This window comes from Bacillus sp. MSP13 (assembly GCF_000815295.1).
GTDB lineage: Bacteria > Bacillota > Bacilli > Bacillales > Bacillaceae > Bacillus > Bacillus vallismortis.
This window is the reverse complement of the sequence record NZ_JXAQ01000014.1, coordinates 1-23,011: the sequence shown is the minus strand read 5'-3', so window position 1 is coordinate 23,011 and position 23,011 is coordinate 1. Positions and strand designations below refer to the sequence as shown.

Here is a 23,011-nt window from a genome sequence, read left to right as displayed (position 1 = left end):
CTCTTTTTCACTAGACAAACATCTTTTGTAGGAAAGCTTTTTTCGTTTCTTTTAAGGCATCTACTTCGCGTTGGTGAAGGGCGATCGTGTCGTCTAGTTGTTTGAAGAAGTTGCCGATTTTGGTTTGCTCCTCTTTGCTTTTCGGAAAATAAAATTCAAATGAATCTATCTCTTTGGATGATATATTTGGTTGGGCTCCTGCAACTAAAACAGACTTTAATTGGCTAATAAACAATGGAGATCTGACAATCGTGGAAATAAAATCATAATTTACCTCGCCAATATTAGAAAAGTAGCCAACTCGTTGGTTTTGATATACCTTTTCATTATTAGGATTGTTTAATATCGCTACTTTTCCCGTAGTTGCCCCTGACATAGCCAACAACGCAGCGCCATTAGTCAAAAGAAACTTTTCATCTTCTTGTTGCTCATCATGGAAAGTAAAATCTCCTCCAACCTTTCCATTGGATAGTATATTGGAAATCCTAACTATTGGGACTCCAGCTTCCTTAAATTTAGTACTTTGAAAAGCAGCCCCTCCTCTTAACGGGGAAACTTCACCCAACTTTCGCTCTTCCCATTCTCCAGTAAACCCCGGGAAACGAACCTCCGGCACAGACTCCCCTTCTTTTGGAAATATTTTTTGCAAGAATCCCTGTTTTGTTTGTTTGAGGGTGGTTAGTTCTTGCTGATGAAGAGCGATCGTGTCGTCTAGTTGTTTGAAAAAGTTGCCGACTTTCTTTTGTTCGTCATTTGACGGAAAAGAAAATTTCATCTTTTTGAATTCTCCAGTTGTAATTTGGTTAATGGTAGCCCCAAGATTCTTATTAATTTCAATAGCAAATTGATTTGTATCTAATAATGCATTAGTAAATGAAGACTCCTTGGATCGAATACCCGTCATAAAAGCACCAATAACTGTATTATCCATCTTTTTCTTAACAGAAGCATGTTTACCAATTAAGTTTCGAGATCCATTTCGAACTACAACAATAATATCCCCCGCCTCAACATTTCGAGAATTCACTACTTTTGGATCCACATATACATTATCAGCATTTACTATTTCTCCATTCTTTACATTAGAAGATCTCAATACTAATGTCCCTTTTTCAACAATATTATCTGGAGAATACGTGAGACCCGAATAGAATTCTACATTATCCCCCAAATTACGCTCTTCCCATTCTCCATTAAATCCCTCAAATCTCACTTCTGGCACACGCTTATTTTCCACGATGAAACACCTCTAACGCACCATTGATCCATTCTGCATTTTCTTCATCATATTGCAACGAAGAAATCATCTCATACAAGCTAGATTCTAGTTCCGCTTTTTCTTTTCGAATGTCTTTAATGGATGCACCAATCGCAGCCATATCCACAGGTTCTTCTTCTTCAAACGTATCGACGTATCGAGGGATGTTCAAATTAAAATCATTCTCTTTGATTTCCTCGAATGATGCAACATGGGCATATTTCTCGACATCTTCTCGTTTTTGATACGTTTCGACAATTCTATCAATATGTTCTTTGGAAAGTTTATTTTGGTTCTTTCCTTTTACGAACTCTTTACTTGCATCAATAAACAACACATCACGGGTACTACGATTTTTCTTCAGGATGATGACTGTTGTTGGAATCGATGTGCCAAAGAATAAGTTTGCCGGCAGACCGATCACGGCATCAATACTGCCGTCTTCTAATAATTTCTTGCGGATCACACCTTCTGCCGCGCCACGGAACAGAACCCCATGGGGTAAGACGATCGCCATCGTTCCCGAATCTTTCAAATGGTAGAACCCATGTAAAAGAAAAGCAAAGTCGGCTTTTGATTTTGGCGCTAACTTTCCGTAACGATTGAAACGTGAATCATCTAGGAATGTAGCATCTGCAGACCATTTTGCAGAGTAGGGTGGATTCATCAAAACAGAATCAAACGTATATGGCTCATCTGTTGGCCAATCTTTGTTTAATGTATCTCCATTGCGTAACCGCATATCTTCTTTATTTACACCATGCAAAATTAAGTTCATTTTCGCTAGGTTAAACGTCGTTGTGTTTAGCTCTTGCCCGTGGTATTTTATACTGTCTGGATGATGAATATAGTTTCTAATATTTAACATTAAAGAACCAGAACCCATCGTTGGGTCAAATACGCTAAACAATTTTTTGTCTTCTTGACCGATTACGGCAATGCGCGCCATCATATCAGATACTTGATGAGGTGTGTAAAATTCTCCCGCTTTCTTGCCAGCTTCTGAAGCAAATTGGCCGATTAAGTACTCATAAGCATCTCCAATCACATCTCCGCTATGCCCTACCACATCGACACCATTTAGTTTTTTCAGTACTTCTGTGATCGTAATGTTTCGCTGTGGGGCATCCGATCCCAGTTTTTTTGATGACAAATCCACATCATCAAACAACCCGTTAAATTGGTCATATTTCGTAGACAAATCAATAAAAGCTTTATTCAAGTGAGTCAACTGGAACGTATTTTGTTCCGCTTGTTTCGCTAATACATTGAATAAATGATTTGGTTCAATATCATAGCCCAATGTATCGACTAACGTCTCAATCAAATCATTTTTGATCTCTTCATCCGCCAACAAGTCGCGGTACAATTGTGTTTGTTTTTCTTGTGTGTTGTATTCTTCTAACGATTCATCAGCCATTTCAACAACTTTTTCTAATAACTTATCAGATAAGTATTTATAAAAAATCAATCCTAATAAGTAGTTTTTGTATTCTGATGCATCCATTTTGCTGCGCAAGCTGTCTGCGGCACTAAATAATTTTGAGTGTAATTCAGCCATCGTTATATGTTCCTCACTTTTTTTATTGTTGGTCTAATCTCTTTAACGCTTCTAAATACAGTTGCTCTTCAAGTTCTGCTTGTTTCTTCACCAAAGCTTGACGCTTTCGCAAGCAGAAATAAGCTTGTCCAATCGTCCGTTGTTTCTCAATACTTGGTAAGTCGATCTCCAATTCTTTTAAAATTGCAGGAGTCAATTTTGGCACAGTACTTCCTTGCATGGAAATCGCCATTTGCTTTTTCATTGTGTGTGACTCATTTAACGCATAACATAAATATCGACGATCCAACTCGTGATGTTCAATCAAAAGTTTTGCAAAGTTTTGGTTGATGACCTTTCCTTGATGTCTGTCACTTACGATTCCAGCCTTGGAACTGACAAAGCTGAACACAACATCTCCAGCACTGCTCAAATAGCTTTCTTGATGCTTTGCATGTCCAACACCAAGACTGTCTAGAAACGAGCCATCTAAATCATTTATTAAATCCTCATATGTATAAGCCACTAATGTCGGATCATTTTTTTCATGTCCTCTAGAAAGATTTCTTCCTATTTTAACCGTTACCATCTCTTCAAGTCGCATATCCCGCCCTCTTTGGATGTATTTTTAAAAAATTACTTCATTTCGATTCCATTGAATCCTATCATTTCAATCATACTCCGTCAACTTCCTTTTGTGTACTTTTTAAGAATTACTCAAAAAAAACTAACTATCAAGGTTTTATAGACAGCCTGAGGATCCTAATAGAATATAGTTTTCTTCATGAATAACGCTTCCAATTACATGCTGTCTTATACCTATAAATATTTTCTACACCCATTCATCACCTGCAACTGTTTAAAACGGCGTCGATGTTTCTCAAAAGAGAGATTCAGATAGGTAAATTAGCACAGATCAAATCGATCATTTCTCACTTTTAAATCACATTGTAGACTATCCCTTCTTTTTTCCATGGTAAAATCTTGTTGAAGCTTTTTACATGAAAGGATATGAACATGAAAGTATTTGAAGCCAAATCGCTGCTTTCTGAAGCAGATAAACGCGCAAAAGAATACAAAGAATTAAGAAGCCAGATGGTCAATCTACAGAAAGCCTTCAAAACTGTAGCTGATTTAGATGACGGCGAGTTTTCCGGCAAAGGCGCCGACAACATTAAAGCATTTTATCAAGACCACGCTGGTGTAGCTGACAATTGGATTGACTTACTTGATATGAAAATTGCTTTCTTGACAAGCATTTCAGGCACTCTAGAGGACGCCAGCTTATCTGATGCATATATAGAAGAATCCTTCTTAGAACACGAGCTGGCTAACGCCTACACAAAGTCAAAATCTATTATGTCTGAACAAAAGAAAGCCATGAAAGATATCTTACATGATATCGACGATGTCCTTCCGCTTGATTTGTTCTCAACAGAAAACTTCAAAGACGAACTCGCCGATGCTGAGAACCAACGCAAAAAAACAGTCAATAAATTAGACAGCGTGGACGAAGCACTTGTTTCTGAATATGCCCAGTCAGAGTCTAACGAGCAATTCATCAAGAAGGACTTCCAGAAGCTTGAGGAATCCACAGGCAAAGGCAAGAGTGCTACACCTATCCACTACAATGCCAAAGCGTATAGAGAAAGTGATATACATAAGAAAAAAGGCGATATCTCGAAACAGGCTGAAGCCTATTTGAAGATCAAGAAAGATGAAGCGAAAGAACGAGAAATCAAAGAGCTGAAAAAGAAGCTAGCTGATGGTGTGACGGATCCAGATGAATACTTAGACATCGCCAAGAAGGTCGGCTATGAGAACCTCACACCAGAACAGCTCCAGTACGCAGTGCAGCTGGAACAAGCAAAACAGCTGAAGGACGTCGGTGAAAGTGTAATCAATGCCGGTAAGACAGTAATTGATTTCGTCGATGGGGTTAATGATGGAATTAACGATGCGATTGACGATACGATATATGGCGTCAAAGACTTGGTTGTGGGCGCATGGGAATATTCACAGCTCCCTACCGAACTAAAACTCGCAAAAACAATTACAACCGTATTGAGCGTACCTTCTTATTCAAAAATCATCTGGACAAACCTTGCCGACTCATGGAATGATAAAATGATAAATGGCAGTGCATACGAAAAAGGGCATTATATCAGTTATGTGGCAGGAAATATCGTTGGTACAAAAGGTGCGGGTTCCGCAGTGCAAACCACGACCAAACTTTCTAAAGTAGGTAAAGTGGTTGAAGGTGGAACAGCCGCTGCTCATGTCAATAAAGGGATAAACAAAGGCAAAGCTTATCTCAATTCTTTTGTTAAAAATAAGAATGATCTTGCACTTGTGGGGATTGCTCAAGACATCGATCATACGTATAACGCAAAAAATACTCCTCTATTAAAAAGTATGATTGAAGATAAAAAAGAGAGTGTTCTCAGAAGATCTGAACGTTCTAACAATAAGGGTATAGATAATGCTAAAGATATAACAAAATTAACTGTTGAAGATATACCAACTGCAAAGAGTGGGAATTTTAATAAATTCTTCAATTCCCTTACAAGTAGTGAACTAGACGAACTTTGGAAAGATAAAAAGATTAGAAAGAAAATTGAACGTCAACTTAGAGAACCTGGAGGTTTACATGAGTGGCACTTAGTTTCAAGGGCTCCTCAATTTAAGTATTGGGATATTGGTGCTGAAGAGATTAAAGATTTAAGAACAGCTATATCTGATGTCAAATTTGTCAATCCAAACGGTGTTCATGGAGGGTTAGGCTCAACTAAAGCACATAATGAATTGTTAGCAATAATAGATACTTCTAGCGACTATAATACATTTGTTAGACGACTTAATAATTGGGCTAATTATAGATTAGAGGGTGGAGTTTCGTCTTTACCACAAGGTCTAAGATTAAAAGATTAAAGTAGGAGGCTACTATAATGGAAAAACAAGGATGGGTTTCAATTTGGTTAGGGAATATTAACGATGAGGACTCAATAGGAGAGTATGTTGATTTATCGTATGATGAGGATGGCGAGTCTGTCCCATCCCAATTCTTTATCGATTTTAATATTGATATGGATGAAACAGATGAGGATACTATAGAAAAAGCGGTCTATAAGAATAGTAGTAATGATATTTCAGCATTATTAGATGGGTGTTCGTATGAAGAAATTGTCATCCCAAAAATCCAGAAAAGTATAAACCTAAAGAAATCATATAATGCAGTAATTTTAATATATAATTTTCAATATACAAATGAAATTAGTTCAACAGGTGCTTTTGATTTTATTGCTGTTACAAATTATGAGTAAGATAAATCTTAAAGGTATGGAGAATTGATTTATTTGATGGTTAACTCAGAAATTACTTATCTGGTGGGGTTGCTTTATAATACAGATAAAAATATTTTAATCAGCCAGTTAAAAAAAGTAAATAATCCACTGATACTCCATTACTTTGCTGCCAATTATAATTGGAATAGTGGGTTTGAAGTACCAACAGTTATCTTAGATAATGAAGCTTGTGATTTTGGGACTGGTTTACTAATATTTCATTATGCAGATGGCTATCGTTTGTTAGAGAGTTCAGAAGAAATTTCAAGTTCTTCGTTAGAGGAATGGAAAGTTTTTTTGAGGAAGAATTATAATAAACTACTAAGCTTAGACTTTAAATCACAAGACATTTCCTTTGACCCAGAATTAACAAAAATTCAAAAGTATAAGTTAAAAAAGAATAACCCACACCTTCCTGACGTTCTAATTAGCAAGTCTCCAGGCAAAGAGATTGATATACCTAAGATATAATGTAATTTATTTGAAACCTTGATTGGCAAAATGTCTTCCAAGGTTTCTTTTTTTGGGGGGGCTACCTAGTGCCGAATAAACCACTTATTATTTTCAGAGTGGAGATAAGCCTTGTATGCCCTATATAATGTTTTAACAAATTATAAAGTACGTACAACCCCTTTAAAACGTATGACCTATTTAATGTATTCTACCTCTTAAAAGTAATCACAAAATCATCAGTTACCACCATTTTCATCGTTAAATCTTTTACCTTCGTTTTTCCCCAGACTTTAAATTTTTTCGCAACTTTGACATGCACCTCGATTAACTCCTGAATGTCGATGTCTAACACTTTGCATACCGTTTCTAATGTCGATAAATAAACCCTGTCTACGTTGTCTGAGAACAAAGATGGCTGATTGTATTTGGTCGCAGCCCTGTCATTCGTGCCAATTCACGCTGCGAAAGGTCATGTGCTTTCGAGATTACTTTAAGTTTGATTAATATTGGCATGGTAATTCCCTTCCTCAGTTACAGCAAATTTTAAATGAAGCTGGAATTACTGGGATTGAGTATAGAAATGGAGTGCCTGATTTCTCACCTGTAGCAAAAGGCCAAGTTGAGGTTGATTATATGTTAGGTGGGAAAGGGCCTAAAGGAAATGCTGCTAGAGGTTATAATTTTAGCCAAGCAAATGAAAAATTAGCAGAACAACTTAATAATTCGCCAGAATTGGCTCACAAATTCGGAATGGAATCTGGTGCAATCAGAGCGAAAGACATAGAAAAATTCCGAGTGAAAAATAACTTAACTGGCATGAACTAAATGATGGAGTTACTATGCAACTTGTGCCAACGGAAATAAATGCTAAGTTTGGTCATGTTGGTGGAGTTGGTGAGATAAACGCAGGAGCTTTTAAACCTGGAGGATTTGCCAATAATGAATAAGGAGATTTGAAAATGACATTAAATGATAAAGTATTTGGAGAACTTGATTATCAGTATCAATGGGTAGGATATAGAACTATAAATTTTTTAGAGAAAGACACAGAGATAGCGTTATTAATAGGCGGGGAAGAAGATGGAGAATTTGATGAAGGTCAATATGAAGCATATAATTCTCTAATGAATAATTGGGAACAAGTCCAACATAATATATTACGACCGATTCTTGATTATTATCAACAAAAAAGACAAGAACTCGGTTATGATGTTTCAGTGAACGAAGACTACCCATTAATTGAGACAATAGATCAATTAATTGAACATATTACATTAGTCGGTATTTCTGTTCCTTATGATTTTCTTCGTGAAGGACGTGATATTGGTTTATCGTTTGATTGTACTTGGGACGAAGAAAATGGTTTAGGAGTTCGTCTCATAAATGAAAAAGTAGAAGAAGTAGGTTATCAAGATGTTGCGATTTAATTATTGCTAGTTAACATATAAAAGTAAAAGGTTGATTTCAGAAGTAAAAGGCACTTGATTGTTAAATCAACAGGTGCTTTTTTTGTTTACTTTCGTAAGATAGCTGGTTGAAGGAAATAAGAGTTGCGTGAAAAAAGAGACCTCATGAGGGCAGTGCCATCATAGAGTACGTTATAATACTTTATTTATCGAGAAAAGTACAAGATCTGAACGTGATGACGTTTTATAAGGAAGGAAGACTTATGGTCTGCAAAACCCACAAAAGAAGGTTTGCTATTTACAGTAAAGTATTACGAAGAATTTCTAAATAGTATCTAACTAAAGAAGAAAAGGAAGACATTATAAATATGTAATGCAGAAATATATTTCCCGACAATTGGATTACCACCTATAGAATGGTTGAAAAGTATAATGGGGCGGAGGTTCCAAATGCAGATAAAAGGAGTTTAATAGAAATGATTGAATGGGATTTCGGAGAACATCCTGTTAATAATGAAGAAATTACTGAAGTAGAGAACACGTTACAAGTACAGTTCCCAAAAGATTATTTAGAATATGTCAAAAACTTTTTTGGCGCTACCCCCTCACCTGAAACTTTCGATCTTGAAGACAGGGAAGGAATTGCATTCGGATACTTACATAGCTTCCATAAAGAAAGCGAGTCATACATAGTTAACGTTTCTAATCGTTATCGAGATGGAAGAATGCCCACCAAAGTAATACCGATTGCGGATGATGTGTTTGGCAATGAAATCTGCTACGATTTTAGAGAGGGACTTAATAATCCTCCCCTTGTATTCTGGGACCATGAAATTGCATATGAAGATCCTGATAGAGCTCTAAGTCATATATATGATTCATTTACCGAGTTAGTTAATAAACTATACGAGGAATAAATGGTTTATTACGTTTAATTCAATTGTTAACGTGGGTTCAAATACATAAAATAAACCCTCCGACTGAGAGGGTTTATTTTATGTTTGATTACGGTCAGAAAGTTGATGATATGCTGCACCTTGCTCTACAGTAAAAGTAGTAACGAGACCTAAACTTAAAGTAACTGCAGTAAGAATAATGATTACGCCCTTTTTAAAATTCATACAGGCATTCTCCCCTCTGAATTTGTTTTTGCGTTTCAAGCATTTTTTGGTGATAAACATATGATGTTTCAAATTCCTTTGATTTTGCAAAAACTTCAGCCGTATCAATTGCGATATCTTCCACATACGCATAATTTCTATTTCTTTCTAAGTAATCAATCGTTTTTTTGATTCCCACTTGATCTACTGCATTAATATAAAGTGCTTCCAAGTACTTTTGCAGGGACACAAAAAGTTTATCACCTTGGGATATCGCGGCGGATAAACCCTTTTTACTCATTTTTATTGCTTCACTTGTTTTCCCCTGCTTAAAGAGAAATTTAGCGTATGTAAACAGGGAATGTGGTAAATTGCTCAACTTAGCACTTTCTGATACCTTGGCAGCCTCATTTAAGAAATGATCTGCTTTATCATTTATGCCTAAATCTGCGTAATTCTTTCCGAGATTGTAGTAAGCCGAGCTAAGTAGCCTTTTATTGCGATCTAATTGTTTGGTTAACTCTAAGGCTTTTTCAAGGTGCGGCAAGCTTTTCTCGAAATGTTTAAAATCAACGTAATTTCCAGATATCACGAAATGACATTGTATTTTTCGCACTTTATAAAGTTCATATTGATTATAAATGTCCATCGCCTGTTTAACATGGTGCATCGAGATATGATTTTGCTTCATAATATAGTAAGCTTCGGCCAACTTAAAATGAAATTCCGCCTTCTCAATATCATCATTTACATGGGTAAGATGTTTTTCTGCTTCTCGATAAAAACCAATTGCTTTGACATTTTCCCTCTTATCAAACTCATACATTCCACGAAAAAACAGAGAGTAGTAAGACAACAAACCAGTTATCCCCTTATTGGATACTTCTATTTTTTCAAGCAGTTCATCAATAGTTGGCCTAATTCGTGTTGTTACGGGTTCCAAATAATCTAACATGAGCTGATGACGGAATTTCATTAGAGAGAAGTAAATAAGTAAATACTCATCTTCCTCCATCTGATTGATCTCCTGCTCCACCTCAGCCTTTAAAATCTCTGCATCCGGGACACTAAATTGACGTATCATTTTATACCACTCATTGATCTTTACGCCAACTTCTGACGAACTCAAAACCGGATTCACAGGACCCCTCCTTTTATATCTTTTTATGTAATATTCTAACATTTTAAAAAGTGTTTGGAACCGCAAAAAACCGCAAACTTTTTTTCGGTTAGCTTCGTTCGAAATTCTTTTTTCAAATAAAAGGATATTTTGTATTTCTTGCTTTCTTTATATGGTAAAATTTCGTTTGTTATTAAACCAAAAAGCTAAAAATGAAAGGATATGATGATGAAGGTATTTGAAGCTAAATCATTGCTTTTTGAAGCTGAAAACCCACAAAAGAATACAAAGAATTAAGAAATCAAATTTTAAAGCTGTAGCTAATTTAGATGACGGCGAGTTTTCGGATAAAGGCGCCGTCAACATTAAAGCATTTTATCAAGACCACGCAGGTGTAGCTGACAATTGGATTGACTTACTTGATATGAGAATTGCTTTCTTGACAAGCATTTCAGGCGCCAGCTTATCTGATGCATATATAGAAGAATCCTTCTTAGAACACGAGCTGGCTAACGCCTACACCAAATCAAAATCGATTATGTCTGAACAGAAGAAAGCGATGAAAGATATTTTACATGATATCGACGATATTCTTCCGCTTGATTTGTTCTCAACAGAAACCTTCAAAGATGAACTCGCCGATTCGGAGAACCATCGCAAAAAAACAGTCAATAAACTAGACAGCGTGGACGAAGCACTTGTTTCTGAATATACCCAAAAGGTATAATTTCAAGGGACCTTTTATTTCTTCAATATCACTTTAATTTTTGCTTTGTTTTCAGTCTATAAATGTCCTCTAAGCCCGCACACATTAAGCAGATTTAATTACACGCCCCAAAAAACAGAAAAAAGCCTCTCACAAGTTCAATGAACTCATGAGAAGCCTCGAAAATCTATAAATGGCACCAAATGGGCATCAAAAATGACGTCCGTTGCCGACAAACCCTTGTTTAACAAGAGTTTTTTGTCGGTTTTACATCATGCCGCCCATACCGCCCATGCCGCCCATATCAGGCATACCAGCACCGCCGCCGGCATTCTCTTCTGGCTTGTCAGCGACAACCGCTTCAGTTGTTAACAACATAGCCGCTACAGACGCAGCGTTTTGCAGTGCAGAACGTGTCACTTTTGTTGGGTCAACGATACCTTTTTCAATCATGTTTACCCATTCGCCAGTTGCAGCGTTGAAGCCTACGCCGATTTCTTCGTTTTTCAGGCGCTCAACGATGACAGATCCTTCAAGACCTGCATTGTGCGCGATTTGACGAATTGGCTCTTCAAGCGCGCGAAGCACGATGTTGATACCTGTTTGAGCATCGCCTTCAGCTTCAACTGCAGCGACTTTGTTATATACGTTGACAAGCGCTGTACCACCACCGGATACGATGCCTTCTTCAACAGCTGCGCGAGTGGAGTTCAGGGCGTCTTCGATGCGAAGTTTACGCTCTTTCAGCTCAGTTTCAGTCGCAGCGCCGACTTTGATGACAGCTACGCCGCCAGCAAGTTTCGCAAGACGCTCTTGTAATTTTTCTCTGTCGAATTCAGAAGTTGTTTCTTCCACTTGAGCGCGGATTTGCGTCACGCGGGCAGAAATTTTGTCTGATTCTCCAGAGCCTTCAACGATTGTTGTGTTTTCTTTTGTAACCACAACTTTAGAAGCGCGTCCCAATTGTGTGATTTCAGTCGATTTCAGGTCAAGGCCAAGATCCTCTGTGATGACTTCTCCGCCAGTAAGGACAGCGATGTCTTCAAGCATTGCTTTACGGCGGTCACCGAAGCCAGGAGCTTTAACAGCAACTGCGTTGAATGTGCCGCGAAGTTTGTTCACAACAAGTGTTGCAAGCGCTTCGCCTTCAACATCCTCAGCGATCAGAAGCAATGGTTTGCCTTGCTGAACAACCTGCTCAAGCACAGGAAGGATTTCTTGAATGTTTGTGATTTTTTTGTCTGTGATCAAGATGTAAGGATTGTCTAGAACCGCTTCCATCTTATCAGAGTCAGTTACCATGTAAGGAGACGCATATCCGCGGTCGAATTGCATACCTTCCACAACTTCAAGCTCAGTTGTGAAGCCTTTAGACTCTTCGATTGTGATCACGCCGTCGTTTCCTACGCGCTCCATTGCTTCAGCGATAAGGCTTCCGACTTCCTCATCAGCAGCAGAGATCGCAGCAACCTGAGCGATAGACTCTTTGCCTTCGATCGGTTTAGAGATTTCTTTCAGGTTTTCGATCGCAACGTTTACAGCTTGTTCCATACCTTTACGCACGCCTACAGGGTTAGCGCCCGCTGTTACGTTTTTAAGGCCTTCACGGATCATTGCTTGCGCAAGAACTGTCGCAGTTGTTGTACCGTCACCGGCAACGTCGTTTGTTTTGCTGGCTACTTCAGCAACAAGCTTAGCACCCATGTTTTCAAACGCGTCTTCAAGCTCGATTTCTTTTGCGATTGTTACACCGTCATTTGTGATTAACGGAGAACCGAATTTTTTCTCTAGAACCACGTTGCGTCCTTTTGGTCCTAAAGTTACTTTTACAGCATCAGCAAGTGCATCGACACCACGAAGCATTGCGCGGCGAGCTTCTTCACTAAACTTAATATCTTTTGCCATGTTTACAAGACCTCCTCGAATTTTTAAGTAGTTGTTTATTTAAGAATTAGCCGATAACAGCTAAAATGTCGCTTTCACGTAAGATTAAGTATTCAGTACCTTCGTATTTCACTTCAGTACCTGCGTATTTTGAGAAGATAATGCGGTCGCCCTCTTTTACTTCTAAAGCAACGCGCTCTCCGCTTTCTAACACGCGACCTGAACCAGCTGCCACGATTTTGCCTTCTTGCGGTTTTTCTTTTGCAGAATCCGGCAACACAATTCCGCTGGCAGTTTTTTCTTCAGATTCTACGAGTTCAATGACAACGCGATCACCTAATGGCTTTAACAATGTAATAACCTCCTCAATAGTATGAATATGTAATTTTAGCACTCAGCTCTAAAGAGTGCTAACACAGTTATTATAATAAAGAATCTCACTTCCAATTTCAAGTGATAAGATAAAAAATTTTCACGCTTTCATGATTCTTTTCGAGCCCCTCATCCCTTAGCTTTTTCACCCTCCGTTCCGATTATGTTACAATAGCTGTAGATGAATGAAACCCATTTAACAAAGGAGTACATACCATTTGAGAAAACAGTATTGGTTTATTATTTTGACATATATCATCATGCAGTTTTCCGCATTAATCGGGATTCCGTTGTTATATAAATTCGGTTATGCCGGAGGTCAGCCTACCAACGAGAATATGGTGCACGCACAAGGATTATGGTCCGTCATCAGCTTTATCGCCTGTCTTGTTGTCGTTCTGCTCATTCTGAGAACGGCTCCGAAAACAACACTGCGAAACGGCCGGAAAGACTCTGTTGACCTTTCTATCCTGTGGGCGATAGCCGGTTTTTTCATTGCCCTTTTCTCTCAAGGAATAGCAGGCTCTATAGAATATTATGTATTCGGCATTGGAAGAGAATCAGAAAATACTCAAGCCATTCTGAAAGTCATTCAGGCAGTTCCGCTCATGATGATCGTTTCTTCTATCGTCGGGCCAATATTAGAAGAAATTATCTTCAGAAAAATCATTTTCGGCGCGCTTTATGAAAAAACGAATTTCTTTTTTGCAGGACTGCTCAGCTCGATTATTTTCGGTATTGTTCACGCCGATTTGAAACACCTTCTTCTTTATACAGCAATGGGCTTTACCTTTGCCTTCTTGTATGCGAGAACAAAACGGATATGGGTGCCAATTTTCGCCCATGTCATGATGAATACGTTTGTCGTTATCATGCAGCTTGAGCCTGTTCAGAAGTATCTTGAACAGCAGAGCACACAAATGCAATTGATTATTGGAGGATTATTTCTATGAGAAACCCGGTCGTTTGGGGAATGATCTATTTTGCCGTAGGGTGCATCTTTACTTATCTTGCCGCAAGCTCGCCAGGCAGCATGTGGTCATTTTACTCCATCCTGCTGATGGTGTTCGCCGCTTACAACATCAGCATTTCATTTAAGATGTTCGCCTTTTCATTTAAAATCAAAAAGAACCAGAAATAAAGAAAGTCCATTTCTCGGAGAGAAATGGATTCGAAATTAAATCCTAAAACGGTTTTCGTTTTAGGATTTTGTCATTTTTCAGCGTGATTGAGAACCCTTGAAGTCTAGGAAAGGCGAGCATTGGAGCGGAACGAATGTTTTAATTCGTGAGCACCAACGCACAGGCTTGACAACGAATGCGAGGGTTTGTCAACACGCCCGAATCCATTTCTCACATGAGAAATGGATTTTTATGATTGCCCTGAAGACACGTCCTGATCGGCAGCACTTTTCTGTGCTTTCCGATAAGCGGCCCTCGATATCAAAATACTGATTTCATATAAGATCAAAAGCGGAACAGTGACCATCATATGAGACAAAAGCTCAGGAGGCGTAATCAAGGCAGCGATCACAAGCAGCACAAAATACGCATACTTTCTGACTTTCGCTAAGAACATCGGAGTCACAATTCCAAGCCTGGTCAAAAACATGAGGATGACCGGCATTTGAAACAATAAGCCGAACGGAATTGTCAGCTGCAGGAGAAAGTGAAAATACTCATTAATTCCGATCACCTGATTGACATTCAAGTCTTGAGAGATTCGCTTCATAAAATCAACCACAAAAGGAAATAAAATATAATATGAAAAGGATAAGCCCGCTAAAAACAGCAAAACAGAGATTGGAATGTAGCTGAGCGTCACTTTTCGCTCTTTCTCATAGAGGCCCGGGCTCACAAAAGCCCAAAGCTGATACAGAATCACCGGCGAGGTCAGGACAATTCCGATGATAAAAGCGAATTGCATAAACACAAAAAGCGGGTCTGTCAGGTTAAACGCGTTAAGCGTCAGCTCTTTCGCCTCATCTGTTTCTTGCAGATATACAATAATCGGCTTCGCTAAAAAAAACCCTGCGATAAAGAAAACGACAAAGGCCAACGCCACAACCAGCAATCGTTTTCGAAGCTCAGCAATATGCTCCAGCAGCGACATTTGATTCACTTTCATTCTTGTCATCCTTACTTACTGATCTTCTTTCTTCTTTTCCTCTTCATCACTCGTTAATCCTTTAGTAGCGTTTTTGAATTCACGAAGTGTGTCTCCAGCTGCTTTCCCCAGTTCAGGCAGCTTTTTGGGACCGAAGATAATCAAAGCAATGATTGCGATAACAGCAAGGCTTCCAGGACCGATCGGCATATGTGGGCTCCTCCTTTCCCTCTATTCGATTTCCTCCAAAACTGAATAATGCTTTAAGAAATAGACAAGTGACTGAAGCTCTACAGCTAAATCTATATGGTGAATTCGAATGTGTTCCGGCACATTCAAACGGGCCGGCGTAAAATTAAGAATACCCTTTATCCCTAACGCGACTAATCTGTCTGTAATGGGCTGAGCGGCAACTGCTGGCACTGTTAGAATGGCAACTGATTCATCTTTTACATACTGTTCAAGGTCATTAAGATTATAGACGGGCACACCGCCTACCTCAGTTCCTATTTTACTCTCATTTATATCAAAAGCCATAGAAATTTTTGTGTTATTATTTTTTGTGAAATTATAGTGAAGAAATGCTGTTCCCAAGTTCCCGACACCAATCAAGATGACATCTGTCATTTCATCCTGATCAAGCGTTTTGCGGAAAAAAGACAGCAAATAATCCACGTTATATCCGTATCCTTTTTTGCCAAGAGCTCCAAAATAGGAAAAATCCCTGCGAATCGTGGCGGAATCAACCTTTACGGCATCACTGAGTTCAGCGGAAGATACACGCTGCTTTCCTGACGCATGCAGGTTCTTTAAAAAGCGATAGTAGAGCGGCAGCCGTTTTGCCGTCGCCTGCGGAATTTTTGATTGATCCTTATTCATTTTTGGTCCTCCACATTATACTCGGATAGTTCTCTTTTAAAGTCACCGTTCTTCCCGCCTGTCTTTTCAAGCAAGAAAGTAGGACCGATGACCATCCCTTTATCAAGAGCCTTGCACATATCGTAAACAGTAAGAGCGCAAACCGATGCGGAAGTGAGCGCTTCCATTTCCACACCTGTACTCCCTTTCGTTTTGACCTGTGCTTTTATATGAAGTATAACTTCTGTTTCTTCTATTTTCCAGTCAAACGATATATCTACCCCGCTCAGTGATAGCGGATGGCACATCGGAATGATATTGGACGTTTGCTTTGCGGCCATAATGCCTGCCACCTGCGAAACAGCCAATACATCTCCTTTACCGATATCGTGACTTTGTATTTTCTCGTACACTTCATGCTTCATGTGTACGCTTGAAACAGCTGCCGCAGTACGGACAGTCGAAGATTTTTCGCTGATATCCACCATCTGGGCTCGTCCCTGTTCATTAAAATGAGAAAATCCATTCATATTCAAACTCTCCTTAAAAAGATCATACACTATTTTCTTCTCTATGTCTTATTCGGCCAATGTATTGTTTGCTGACTTCTGATTGATAAGCTACACTTAACTTATTATAGCAGAGGTGAAATAATATGATGATCTTACAAGTTAATCAGCTGTCCAAATCATTTGGTGCTGATACTATTTTAAACAATATAAAGCTGGAAGTCAGAAATCGTGATCGCATTGCCATTGTTGGTCGAAATGGCGCGGGTAAATCCACGCTGCTTAAAATTATCGCAGGGCAGCTATCGTATGAAAAGGGCGAAATCATTAAACCGAAAGATATGACAATGGGATATCTCGCCCAGCATACGGGCTTGGATTCTAAGCTTACCATAAAAGAAGAGCTGCTGACTGTTTTTGACCACTTGAAAGCAATGGAAAAAGAAATGCGGACGATGGAAGAAAAAATGGCGGCAGCAGATCCGAATGAATTGGAAAGCATTATGAAAACCTATGACCGGCTTCAACAGGAATTCAAAGATAAAGGCGGCTATCAATATGAAGCGGATGTCAGATCTGTGCTGCACGGCCTTGGTTTCAGCCATTTTGACGATTCTACACAGGTCCAAAGCCTGAGCGGAGGCCAGAAAACAAGGCTGGCCCTTGGTAAGCTTCTATTAACACAGCCCGATTTGCTCATTCTCGATGAGCCGACAAACCATCTGGATATTGACACACTAACCTGGCTTGAACATTATTTGCAAGGCTATTCAGGCGCCATTATGATCGTTTCGCATGACCGCTACTTTTTGGACAAAGTGGTAAACCAAGTGTACGAGGTATCAAGAGCTGAAAGCAAAAAATATCACGGCAACTACAGCGCTTATCTCGACCAAAAAGCCGCGCAATTTGAAAAAGATCTGAAAGTATATGAAAAGCAGCAGGACGAAATCGCAAAGCTTCAAGACTTCGTAGACCGAAATCTGGCGAGAGCTTCTACCACAAAACGAGCGCAAAGCCGCAGAAAGCAGCTTGAGCGAATGGACGTCATGTCAAAACCGCTCGGCGATGAAAAATCCGCAAGCTTTCATTTTGATATTACAAAACAGAGCGGAAACGAAGTCTTGCGTGTTCAGGATCTCACAATCAGCTATGAAAACCAGCCCCCGCTTTTAACAGAAGTGTCGTTCATGCTCACAAGAGGAGAAAGCGCTGCGCTTGTCGGCCCTAATGGAATCGGTAAGTCGACATTGCTGAAAACATTAATGGACACCCTGAAGCCAGATCAAGGTACGATCTCATATGGCTCGAATGTCAGTGTCGGCTACTATGACCAGGAGCAGGCTGAGCTGACTTCCGCTAAACGTGTCCTTGATGAACTGTGGGATGAGTATCCGGGGCTTCCGGAGAAAGAAATCAGAACTTGTCTCGGAAACTTCTTGTTTTCCGGAGATGATGTATTGAAACCCGTGCATTCATTAAGCGGGGGTGAAAAAGCAAGATTGGCCCTTGCTAAGCTGATGCTTCAAAAAGCGAATTTTCTCATTCTTGATGAACCGACAAACCATCTGGACTTAGATAGCAAAGAAGTCCTCGAAAACGCGCTGATTGATTATCCAGGCACACTGTTATTTGTCTCACATGACAGATATTTTATTAACAGAATCGCCACAAGAGTGTTTGAGCTTTCTTCAAACCATATAGAAGAGTATCTGGGAGATTACGATTATTATACGGAGAAAAAAACAGAACAGCTTGAACTGGAAAAAATGAATCAGCAAGAGGAAGCCGAAAAAACGCCTGCTGCGATAAAGTCTGACTCCAAACGTTCCTACGAAGAAGAAAAAGAATGGAAAAAGAAAGAACGCCAACGGCTGCGGCGCATTGAAGAAATTGAAACCGCTGTTCAAACCATTGAAGAAAACATCAGCCGCAATGATGAATTGCTATGTGATCCGGAAGTCTATCAAGACCATGAAAAGGTACAAGCCATCCATGCTGACAACGAAAAGCTCAATCAGGAGCTGGAAACTCTTTTATCCGAATGGGAAGAACTATCCACAGAAGAAGATTAAAAAAAGTCAAGCACCTCTTTTTAGAGGTGCTTTTTATCCACAGAAAATAACCTTATACAACAAATAAGTAAGCGTTTTATACACATTATCCACAAAATTTTCTGAATTCATCCACTTTATTAACAATGTCCTCAACCCTTTATCCATCGATATCTTCATAATTGCTAACAGATATGTGGATAAATTGAGAATTATCTGTTAATAACAAATAAAAAGCCTCACTCCATTATGTCGTGAGACTTTGATAAGAAGTCAATTCAAGGCCAGGCTGGCCATTCATATCATATGCACCGCGAATTCCCTTCTCAAATGCAATAGTGCCAGCCGCAGCAATCATCGCAGCATTGTCCGTACACAATGCCAACGGAGGAATGACAAGCGCAATCCCTTCATGCTGTGCAAATTCTTTTTCTAGTGCAGCTCTGAGTCCTCTGTTTGCAGCTACTCCACCGGCTAAAAGGACCTGTTTCACATCATATTCCTTTGCCGCACGCGCCGTTTTCGTCACTAAGACATCAATCACGCTATTTTGGAAACTGGCAGACAAATCTTCCGGAGCAATCTCCTGCCCTTTTTGGGACACATTATGAAGCGTATTGATCACCGCGGACTTCAACCCGCTGAAGCTAAAATTGTATGAGCCTTCTTCGAGCCATGCGCGAGGAAGCGGAATATTGTCATTTCCTTTTTCAGCAAGCTTGTCAATTTGCGGTCCGCCCGGATATGGCAGTCCCATCGTTCGCGCCACTTTGTCATAAGCTTCTCCTGCTGCATCATCGAGCGTTTCCCCAATGACGTCAAATGATCCGTGTTCCTTCATATAGACCAATTCTGTATGGCCTCCTGAAACGACTAAAGCCAGTGCTGGAAATACGATGTCTTCTACAAGGCGATTCGCGTATATATGACCGGCTATATGATGGACGCCAATTAACGGAATGTTATGCGCAAAGCTCAATGCTTTAGCAGCGTTTACTCCGATAAGAAGCGCTCCCACAAGTCCCGGGCCTTCAGTAACTGCAATCGCGTCAATTTCACTATACGTCATGTCAGCTTTACGAAAAGCCTCTTCTATGACCAAAGTAATTTGCTCAACATGATGTCTTGACGCAATTTCCGGAACAACGCCTCCAAAACGCTTATGGCTATCAATTTGAGAAGCCACTACGTTTGAAATGATTTCTTTTCCGTTTTTTACGATAGCTGCCGCCGTTTCATCACAGCTTGTTTCAATTCCTAATACGTACGTCTCTTTTTGCTCACTCATTTATCGTCACCCACATAATTAACGCATCTTCCCCGTTATCAGTATAATAGTTCTTTCTTATTCCGCCGGGCTGCATCCCGAACTTTTTATATAAGCCTTGAGCAGGATGATTCGAAACCCTCACTTCAAGCGAAAGCCGCCTTGCATCTTTTTCTTTGCACAGTTCCACCGCTGAGCGAAAAAGCGTTTCTCCTAAAGACTGGCCTCGATACTCCGGCTTGATCGCGATATTTGTAATTTGGGCATCGTCCATCACAATCCAAATGCCGCAATACCCAGCAACATGGCCGTCCTTTTCAATCACGAGATAATGAGCATACGGATTTTCCAGCAGCTCATGATAAAAAGAATCCTTCGTCCAAGGAGACGTAAAGGAGGATGTTTCGATTTCGTATACGTGATCAATATCATCAGGCCGCATGATTCTGACGGCTGCTTTTGTTTTCATCCTATCACCCTACTTTTGACTTTCAATCCATTTCGCTTCCGCTTCTGCCAGCCGCAAGTAATCCGGGACAAGCCGGTGAACGTCCTCTGCTTCCTTTTCCGCACCTAGAAAAGCCAATTCTGAAGGACGCGGATTTTGTTGAGCCGCAGCGCCAATGACCGCTTTAGTTCCAAGCACATCCTCTATCATCTGCTTATGAATAGAAGTATCATGACCTAAAAACAAAACAGGGCGATCCTTTTCTTTTAGCATCTCCAGCCATTCGGCCAGCATCACATTTTGATCTGGAACCACTTGCTCCAAAAGCCCGTTTTTATATTCATACAGTCCTGTATACACCTGTCCACGCCTGGCATCAAAGATAGGGCTGATCAAACCGTCAAAATGCCGTCCATTTGCCGCGAGCGTCTCAAGGCTTGATACAGCAGCAATCGGTATGTGTAAAGACCAGGCAAGGGTTTTGGCGAGCGTCACACCAATTCTGACTCCTGTGTATGAACCAGGGCCTTTTGCAACAACAATTTTAGAAAGATCCTGTGGTGTCATATCACAATCATTCAGTAATGAATGAACAGCAGGCATTGCTCTGACAGAGTGGTTCTTTTTCAAGTATGTCATGTGTTCTGCTATGACGGTGTCTTCTCGAAGCAGCGCAATGCCCAACGTATAATTTGATGTGTCAATTGCTAATATTGTCATGTCTACTTATCTCCTCACAAAGCATTTCATACCGATCCCCGACAGCAGTAAAGGTTATTTCCCGCTCTTCATCACCAGCTCTTTTGATGACAATTTGCAGTCGCTCCTGCGGCAGCTGTTCTTCAATTAAATGAGCCCATTCAACGAGACAGACACCTTGTCCGTGAAAATATTCATCAAGTCCCAAATCTTCACTTTCATCTTCCATTCTATACACATCCATATGATAAAGAGGAAGTGTGCCATCGTTATATTCTTTTATAATTGTAAAAGTCGGACTGTTTACAACACGTGTAATTCCAAGTCCTTTTGCAAAACCTTTCGTAAAAGTTGTTTTTCCGGCTCCTAAATCGCCCTCTAATGTCAGGACGTCTCCCGGTTTAGCAAACGATGCCGTCAGCTTGGCAATTGCTTTTGTTTCTTCAGGATTTACAGTTCTCCACTTTAATTGCTTCACACGAGTCACCCATCTTATTTAAAATGATTATATCCTTTTTTTTCTAAGATCACTGATGTTTTATCTGTTTTTAGGATCACATTGGATTCAGTTTTTTCTATGACATGACCAATCTTTGTAATGGGCAGTTGACGTGTTTCACACTCTTGCTTCAACAATTCCCATTCCTCCTTTGAAACCGTTCCTGTCAGCTCAAAATCCTCCCCGCCAAACAAAGCCCATTCTTTCCAGTGAGGATGGAGCTTAGGCAAGTCAGAATGGACTGGAAGCATACGTTCATCAATTTCAATTGAAACACAGCTGGCTTCCGCAATCTCATGTAATTCGCTAGCTAATCCGTCACTGATATCATTTAAAGCCGCACGCTGAACATTCGAGCATAATCTGCCGATGTTTACTCTCGGCTGAGGCCGTTTATGCCTGTTGATAAAGTAACTGGCTTCAATAACTGCATTTTGAGGATCAGTCTCTTCTGACAACAAAGAAAGTCCCGCTGCAGAAGAACCGATTTCACCGGTTACAAACACAACATCGTTGGGTCTTGCCAAGCTGCGCAAACATGCCTGTCCCTTTTCAACTTCCCCGATTACAGTGACTGTAACAACTAATTTGTCAGAGGTAGAGACTGTATCGCCGCCAATTAAATCCATATGATATAGTTTCGCCAGTTCATTCATTCCTTCATACATTGCCTTGATTTCAGATTCCGTCCATTTCGAAGGTACCGCAAGTGATACCAAATAAAATTTAGGAATGCCGCCCATCGCGGCAATATCACTTATATTAACCGCTAATGCCTTATATCCGATATCTTTAGGAGAGGAATAGTGTAATTTGAAATGTACATCTTCCACCATAGTATCAACACAAACAATTTCCTGAACGCCGTGTTTCGCAGTGTAGAGCGCTGCATCATCACCAATTCCTACATCAACGGAAGAGTGGTGAATGGTCCGCGGAGTAATGCTATGTATTAAATCAAATTCATCCATGAACCAAAACCCCCTTTCAACCTGCTTATGCCTATATGTACTCTTCTTAGTGTATCGAATTTTGCTGTAATATCCAAGATGTTGCCAATATAAAAGAAAGCTTGGCTATGACACCAAGCAGAAGCTACCGTAAAAGAAAACACAAAAAAACGAAAACATGATCGTTTCGTTTACAAAAAATGGCGGTCCGGACGGGACTCGAACCCGCGACCTCCTGCGTGACAGGCAGGCATTCTAACCAACTGAACTACCGGACCATATTAAAATGAATTATTTTGGTTGCACCCTTCGGGCACTCCTTATGTCATTCATATATTTTGGTTGCGGGGGCAGGATTTGAACCTGCGACCTTCGGGTTATGAGCCCGACGAGCTACCGAACTGCTCCACCCCGCGATGATAATAATTTATGATACAA

General features: G+C 39.9%; 24 protein-coding genes, 2 tRNA genes and 3 pseudogenes. 10 read left to right on the top strand and 19 right to left on the bottom strand.

Annotated elements, in window-relative coordinates:
• Positions 1–10: 10 nt before the first annotated feature.
• Genes SC79_RS16905 through SC79_RS16895 form a run of 3 tightly spaced genes read right to left on the bottom strand, consistent with a single transcriptional unit; the run spans position 11 to position 3,402 of the window.
• Positions 11–1,237: a restriction endonuclease subunit S gene (locus tag SC79_RS16905; protein WP_052245623.1), complete on the bottom strand. Its 1,227-nt coding sequence runs from the start codon at positions 1,235–1,237 to the stop codon at positions 11–13.
• Positions 1,227–2,819 carry a type I restriction-modification system subunit M gene (locus tag SC79_RS16900; protein ID WP_039076057.1) on the bottom strand — a complete coding sequence of 531 codons (1,593 nt, stop codon included), beginning with the start codon at positions 2,817–2,819 and terminating at the stop codon, positions 1,227–1,229. Before SC79_RS16900 ends, SC79_RS16905 begins: the two co-directional genes overlap by 11 nt.
• Positions 2,820–2,841: 22 nt before the next feature.
• Positions 2,842–3,402, bottom strand: a complete 561-nt coding sequence (locus tag SC79_RS16895) for a restriction endonuclease subunit S (RefSeq protein WP_039076056.1) — start codon at positions 3,400–3,402, stop codon at positions 2,842–2,844.
• A 413-nt stretch (positions 3,403–3,815) separates the two neighbouring features.
• On the opposite strand from SC79_RS16895, the gene SC79_RS16890 reads away from it, so the two are divergent.
• From SC79_RS16890 to SC79_RS16880, 3 genes are read left to right on the top strand one after another with little or no spacing between them, the layout of a single operon-like run.
• Positions 3,816–5,729 carry a ribonuclease YeeF family protein gene (locus SC79_RS16890; protein WP_039076055.1) on the top strand — a complete coding sequence of 638 codons (1,914 nt, stop codon included), beginning with the start codon at positions 3,816–3,818 and terminating at the stop codon, positions 5,727–5,729.
• 17 nt (positions 5,730–5,746) lie between these two features.
• Entirely contained in the window at positions 5,747–6,121 is a 375-nt protein-coding gene (locus SC79_RS16885) for an immunity 22 family protein (RefSeq protein WP_039076054.1), read from the top strand.
• Positions 6,122–6,157: 36 nt separating this feature from the next.
• A complete protein-coding gene (locus SC79_RS16880; RefSeq protein ID WP_039076270.1) occupies positions 6,158–6,613 on the top strand; it encodes a DUF4274 domain-containing protein in 456 nt (151 codons plus the stop codon).
• Positions 6,614–6,911: 298 nt separating this feature from the next.
• On the opposite strand, the pseudogene SC79_RS21420 reads toward SC79_RS16880, so the two are convergent.
• Positions 6,912–7,108, bottom strand: a pseudogene (locus tag SC79_RS21420) (helix-turn-helix domain-containing protein); the annotation flags it as partial.
• 12 nt (positions 7,109–7,120) lie between these two features.
• Between SC79_RS21420 and SC79_RS20770 the strand changes: the two are divergent.
• The 3 genes and pseudogenes from SC79_RS20770 to SC79_RS16865 all read left to right on the top strand — a co-directional run.
• Positions 7,121–7,542, top strand: a pseudogene (locus SC79_RS20770) (HNH endonuclease); the annotation flags it as partial.
• Between the two features lie 12 nt (positions 7,543–7,554).
• Positions 7,555–8,022, top strand: coding sequence for a DUF6985 domain-containing protein (locus SC79_RS16870; RefSeq protein ID WP_039076053.1), 468 nt, complete (start codon positions 7,555–7,557; stop codon positions 8,020–8,022).
• Positions 8,023–8,477: 455 nt separating this feature from the next.
• Entirely contained in the window at positions 8,478–8,918 is a 441-nt protein-coding gene (locus SC79_RS16865) for an SMI1/KNR4 family protein (RefSeq protein ID WP_039076052.1), read from the top strand.
• Between the two features lie 78 nt (positions 8,919–8,996).
• Here the strand turns inward: SC79_RS16865 and SC79_RS21565 are convergent, their stop codons facing one another.
• Positions 8,997–9,122, bottom strand: a complete 126-nt coding sequence (locus SC79_RS21565) for a hypothetical protein (RefSeq protein WP_019260194.1) — start codon at positions 9,120–9,122, stop codon at positions 8,997–8,999.
• Positions 9,112–10,242: a response regulator aspartate phosphatase gene (locus SC79_RS16860; RefSeq protein ID WP_039076051.1), complete on the bottom strand. Its 1,131-nt coding sequence runs from the start codon at positions 10,240–10,242 to the stop codon at positions 9,112–9,114. The genes SC79_RS21565 and SC79_RS16860 overlap by 11 nt, the downstream gene beginning before the upstream one ends.
• A 207-nt stretch (positions 10,243–10,449) precedes the next feature.
• Here SC79_RS16860 and SC79_RS16855 point away from each other — a divergent pair.
• Positions 10,450–10,933, top strand: a pseudogene (locus SC79_RS16855) (T7SS effector LXG polymorphic toxin); the annotation flags it as partial.
• A 261-nt stretch (positions 10,934–11,194) separates the two neighbouring features.
• Here the strand turns inward: SC79_RS16855 and groL are convergent.
• Both groL and groES read right to left on the bottom strand, forming a co-directional pair.
• Positions 11,195–12,832, bottom strand: a complete 1,638-nt coding sequence (gene groL / locus SC79_RS16850) for a chaperonin GroEL (protein ID WP_010327782.1) — start codon at positions 12,830–12,832, stop codon at positions 11,195–11,197.
• A gap of 46 nt (positions 12,833–12,878) precedes the next feature.
• Complete coding sequence (groES, locus tag SC79_RS16845) at positions 12,879–13,163, bottom strand: co-chaperone GroES (RefSeq protein WP_003155970.1); 285 nt, start codon at positions 13,161–13,163, stop codon at positions 12,879–12,881.
• A gap of 238 nt (positions 13,164–13,401) precedes the next feature.
• Between groES and SC79_RS16840 the strand changes: the two genes are divergently transcribed.
• A complete protein-coding gene (locus SC79_RS16840) occupies positions 13,402–14,136 on the top strand; it encodes a CPBP family intramembrane glutamic endopeptidase (protein WP_039076049.1) in 735 nt (244 codons plus the stop codon).
• Entirely contained in the window at positions 14,133–14,324 is a 192-nt protein-coding gene (locus tag SC79_RS16835; protein WP_003225680.1) for a YdiK family protein, read from the top strand. The genes SC79_RS16840 and SC79_RS16835 overlap by 4 nt, the downstream gene beginning before the upstream one ends.
• Before the next feature lie 230 nt (positions 14,325–14,554).
• Here SC79_RS16835 and tatC read toward each other — a convergent pair whose 3' ends face one another.
• From tatC to moaC, 4 genes are read right to left on the bottom strand one after another with little or no spacing between them, the layout of a single operon-like run.
• Positions 14,555–15,319, bottom strand: coding sequence for a twin-arginine translocase subunit TatC (gene tatC, locus SC79_RS16830; protein WP_082022808.1), 765 nt, complete (start codon positions 15,317–15,319; stop codon positions 14,555–14,557).
• A 6-nt stretch (positions 15,320–15,325) separates the two neighbouring features.
• The gene (gene tatAY, locus SC79_RS16825) at positions 15,326–15,499 is read right to left on the bottom strand and encodes a sec-independent protein translocase protein TatAY (RefSeq protein WP_010327785.1); all 174 of its coding nucleotides are present in this window, start codon (positions 15,497–15,499) and stop codon (positions 15,326–15,328) included.
• A gap of 21 nt (positions 15,500–15,520) precedes the next feature.
• Positions 15,521–16,168: a redox-sensing transcriptional repressor Rex gene (locus SC79_RS16820; RefSeq protein WP_039076047.1), complete on the bottom strand. Its 648-nt coding sequence runs from the start codon at positions 16,166–16,168 to the stop codon at positions 15,521–15,523.
• The gene (gene moaC / locus SC79_RS16815) at positions 16,165–16,677 is read right to left on the bottom strand and encodes a cyclic pyranopterin monophosphate synthase MoaC (protein WP_039076046.1); all 513 of its coding nucleotides are present in this window, start codon (positions 16,675–16,677) and stop codon (positions 16,165–16,167) included. Before moaC ends, SC79_RS16820 begins: the two co-directional genes overlap by 4 nt.
• Before the next feature lie 125 nt (positions 16,678–16,802).
• Here moaC and SC79_RS16810 point away from each other — a divergent pair, with 125 nt between their 5' ends.
• The gene (locus SC79_RS16810) at positions 16,803–18,731 is read left to right on the top strand and encodes an ABC transporter ATP-binding protein (RefSeq protein WP_039076045.1); all 1,929 of its coding nucleotides are present in this window, start codon (positions 16,803–16,805) and stop codon (positions 18,729–18,731) included.
• Between the two features lie 226 nt (positions 18,732–18,957).
• Here SC79_RS16810 and tsaD read toward each other — a convergent pair whose 3' ends face one another.
• From tsaD to SC79_RS16775, 7 genes are all read right to left on the bottom strand, one after another.
• The gene (gene tsaD / locus SC79_RS16805; RefSeq protein WP_039076044.1) at positions 18,958–19,998 is read right to left on the bottom strand and encodes a tRNA (adenosine(37)-N6)-threonylcarbamoyltransferase complex transferase subunit TsaD; all 1,041 of its coding nucleotides are present in this window, start codon (positions 19,996–19,998) and stop codon (positions 18,958–18,960) included.
• Positions 19,991–20,446 (bottom strand): ribosomal protein S18-alanine N-acetyltransferase, encoded by a 456-nt coding sequence (gene rimI, locus SC79_RS16800; protein ID WP_039076043.1) that lies wholly within the window; start codon positions 20,444–20,446, stop codon positions 19,991–19,993. Before rimI ends, tsaD begins: the two co-directional genes overlap by 8 nt.
• 9 nt (positions 20,447–20,455) lie before the next feature.
• On the bottom strand, positions 20,456–21,145 hold the full coding sequence (tsaB, locus tag SC79_RS16795; RefSeq protein WP_010327791.1) for a tRNA (adenosine(37)-N6)-threonylcarbamoyltransferase complex dimerization subunit type 1 TsaB: 690 nt from the start codon (positions 21,143–21,145) through the stop codon (positions 20,456–20,458).
• Positions 21,126–21,602, bottom strand: a complete 477-nt coding sequence (gene tsaE, locus SC79_RS16790; protein ID WP_039076042.1) for a tRNA (adenosine(37)-N6)-threonylcarbamoyltransferase complex ATPase subunit type 1 TsaE — start codon at positions 21,600–21,602, stop codon at positions 21,126–21,128. Before tsaE ends, tsaB begins: the two co-directional genes overlap by 20 nt.
• Before the next feature lie 14 nt (positions 21,603–21,616).
• Positions 21,617–22,594: a thiamine-phosphate kinase gene (gene thiL, locus SC79_RS16785; protein ID WP_039076041.1), complete on the bottom strand. Its 978-nt coding sequence runs from the start codon at positions 22,592–22,594 to the stop codon at positions 21,617–21,619.
• Between the two features lie 180 nt (positions 22,595–22,774).
• Positions 22,775–22,851: transfer RNA gene (locus SC79_RS16780), tRNA-Asp, on the bottom strand.
• 61 nt (positions 22,852–22,912) lie between these two features.
• A tRNA-Met gene (locus tag SC79_RS16775) sits at positions 22,913–22,989 on the bottom strand.
• Between the last annotated feature and the right edge of the window lie 22 nt (positions 22,990–23,011).

Coding starts and splice junctions, on each gene's coding strand:
- SC79_RS16900 (WP_039076057.1), bottom strand. CDS start 2,819: ATGGCTGAATTACACTCAAAATTATTTAGTGCCGCAGACAGCTTGCGC.
- SC79_RS16895 (WP_039076056.1), bottom strand. CDS start 3,402: ATGCGACTTGAAGAGATGGTAACGGTTAAAATAGGAAGAAATCTTTCT.
- SC79_RS16890 (WP_039076055.1), top strand. CDS start 3,816: ATGAAAGTATTTGAAGCCAAATCGCTGCTTTCTGAAGCAGATAAACGC.
- SC79_RS16885 (WP_039076054.1), top strand. CDS start 5,747: ATGGAAAAACAAGGATGGGTTTCAATTTGGTTAGGGAATATTAACGAT.
- SC79_RS16880 (WP_039076270.1), top strand. CDS start 6,158: ATGGTTAACTCAGAAATTACTTATCTGGTGGGGTTGCTTTATAATACA.
- SC79_RS16870 (WP_039076053.1), top strand. CDS start 7,555: ATGACATTAAATGATAAAGTATTTGGAGAACTTGATTATCAGTATCAA.
- SC79_RS16865 (WP_039076052.1), top strand. CDS start 8,478: ATGATTGAATGGGATTTCGGAGAACATCCTGTTAATAATGAAGAAATT.
- SC79_RS21565 (WP_019260194.1), bottom strand. CDS start 9,122: ATGAATTTTAAAAAGGGCGTAATCATTATTCTTACTGCAGTTACTTTA.
- groL (WP_010327782.1), bottom strand. CDS start 12,832: ATGGCAAAAGATATTAAGTTTAGTGAAGAAGCTCGCCGCGCAATGCTT.
- SC79_RS16835 (WP_003225680.1), top strand. CDS start 14,133: ATGAGAAACCCGGTCGTTTGGGGAATGATCTATTTTGCCGTAGGGTGC.
- tatC (WP_082022808.1), bottom strand. CDS start 15,319: ATGACAAGAATGAAAGTGAATCAAATGTCGCTGCTGGAGCATATTGCT.
- tatAY (WP_010327785.1), bottom strand. CDS start 15,499: ATGCCGATCGGTCCTGGAAGCCTTGCTGTTATCGCAATCATTGCTTTG.
- SC79_RS16820 (WP_039076047.1), bottom strand. CDS start 16,168: ATGAATAAGGATCAATCAAAAATTCCGCAGGCGACGGCAAAACGGCTG.
- moaC (WP_039076046.1), bottom strand. CDS start 16,677: ATGAATGGATTTTCTCATTTTAATGAACAGGGACGAGCCCAGATGGTG.
- SC79_RS16810 (WP_039076045.1), top strand. CDS start 16,803: ATGATGATCTTACAAGTTAATCAGCTGTCCAAATCATTTGGTGCTGAT.
- tsaD (WP_039076044.1), bottom strand. CDS start 19,998: ATGAGTGAGCAAAAAGAGACGTACGTATTAGGAATTGAAACAAGCTGT.
- rimI (WP_039076043.1), bottom strand. CDS start 20,446: ATGAAAACAAAAGCAGCCGTCAGAATCATGCGGCCTGATGATATTGAT.
- tsaB (WP_010327791.1), bottom strand. CDS start 21,145: ATGACAATATTAGCAATTGACACATCAAATTATACGTTGGGCATTGCG.
- thiL (WP_039076041.1), bottom strand. CDS start 22,594: ATGGATGAATTTGATTTAATACATAGCATTACTCCGCGGACCATTCAC.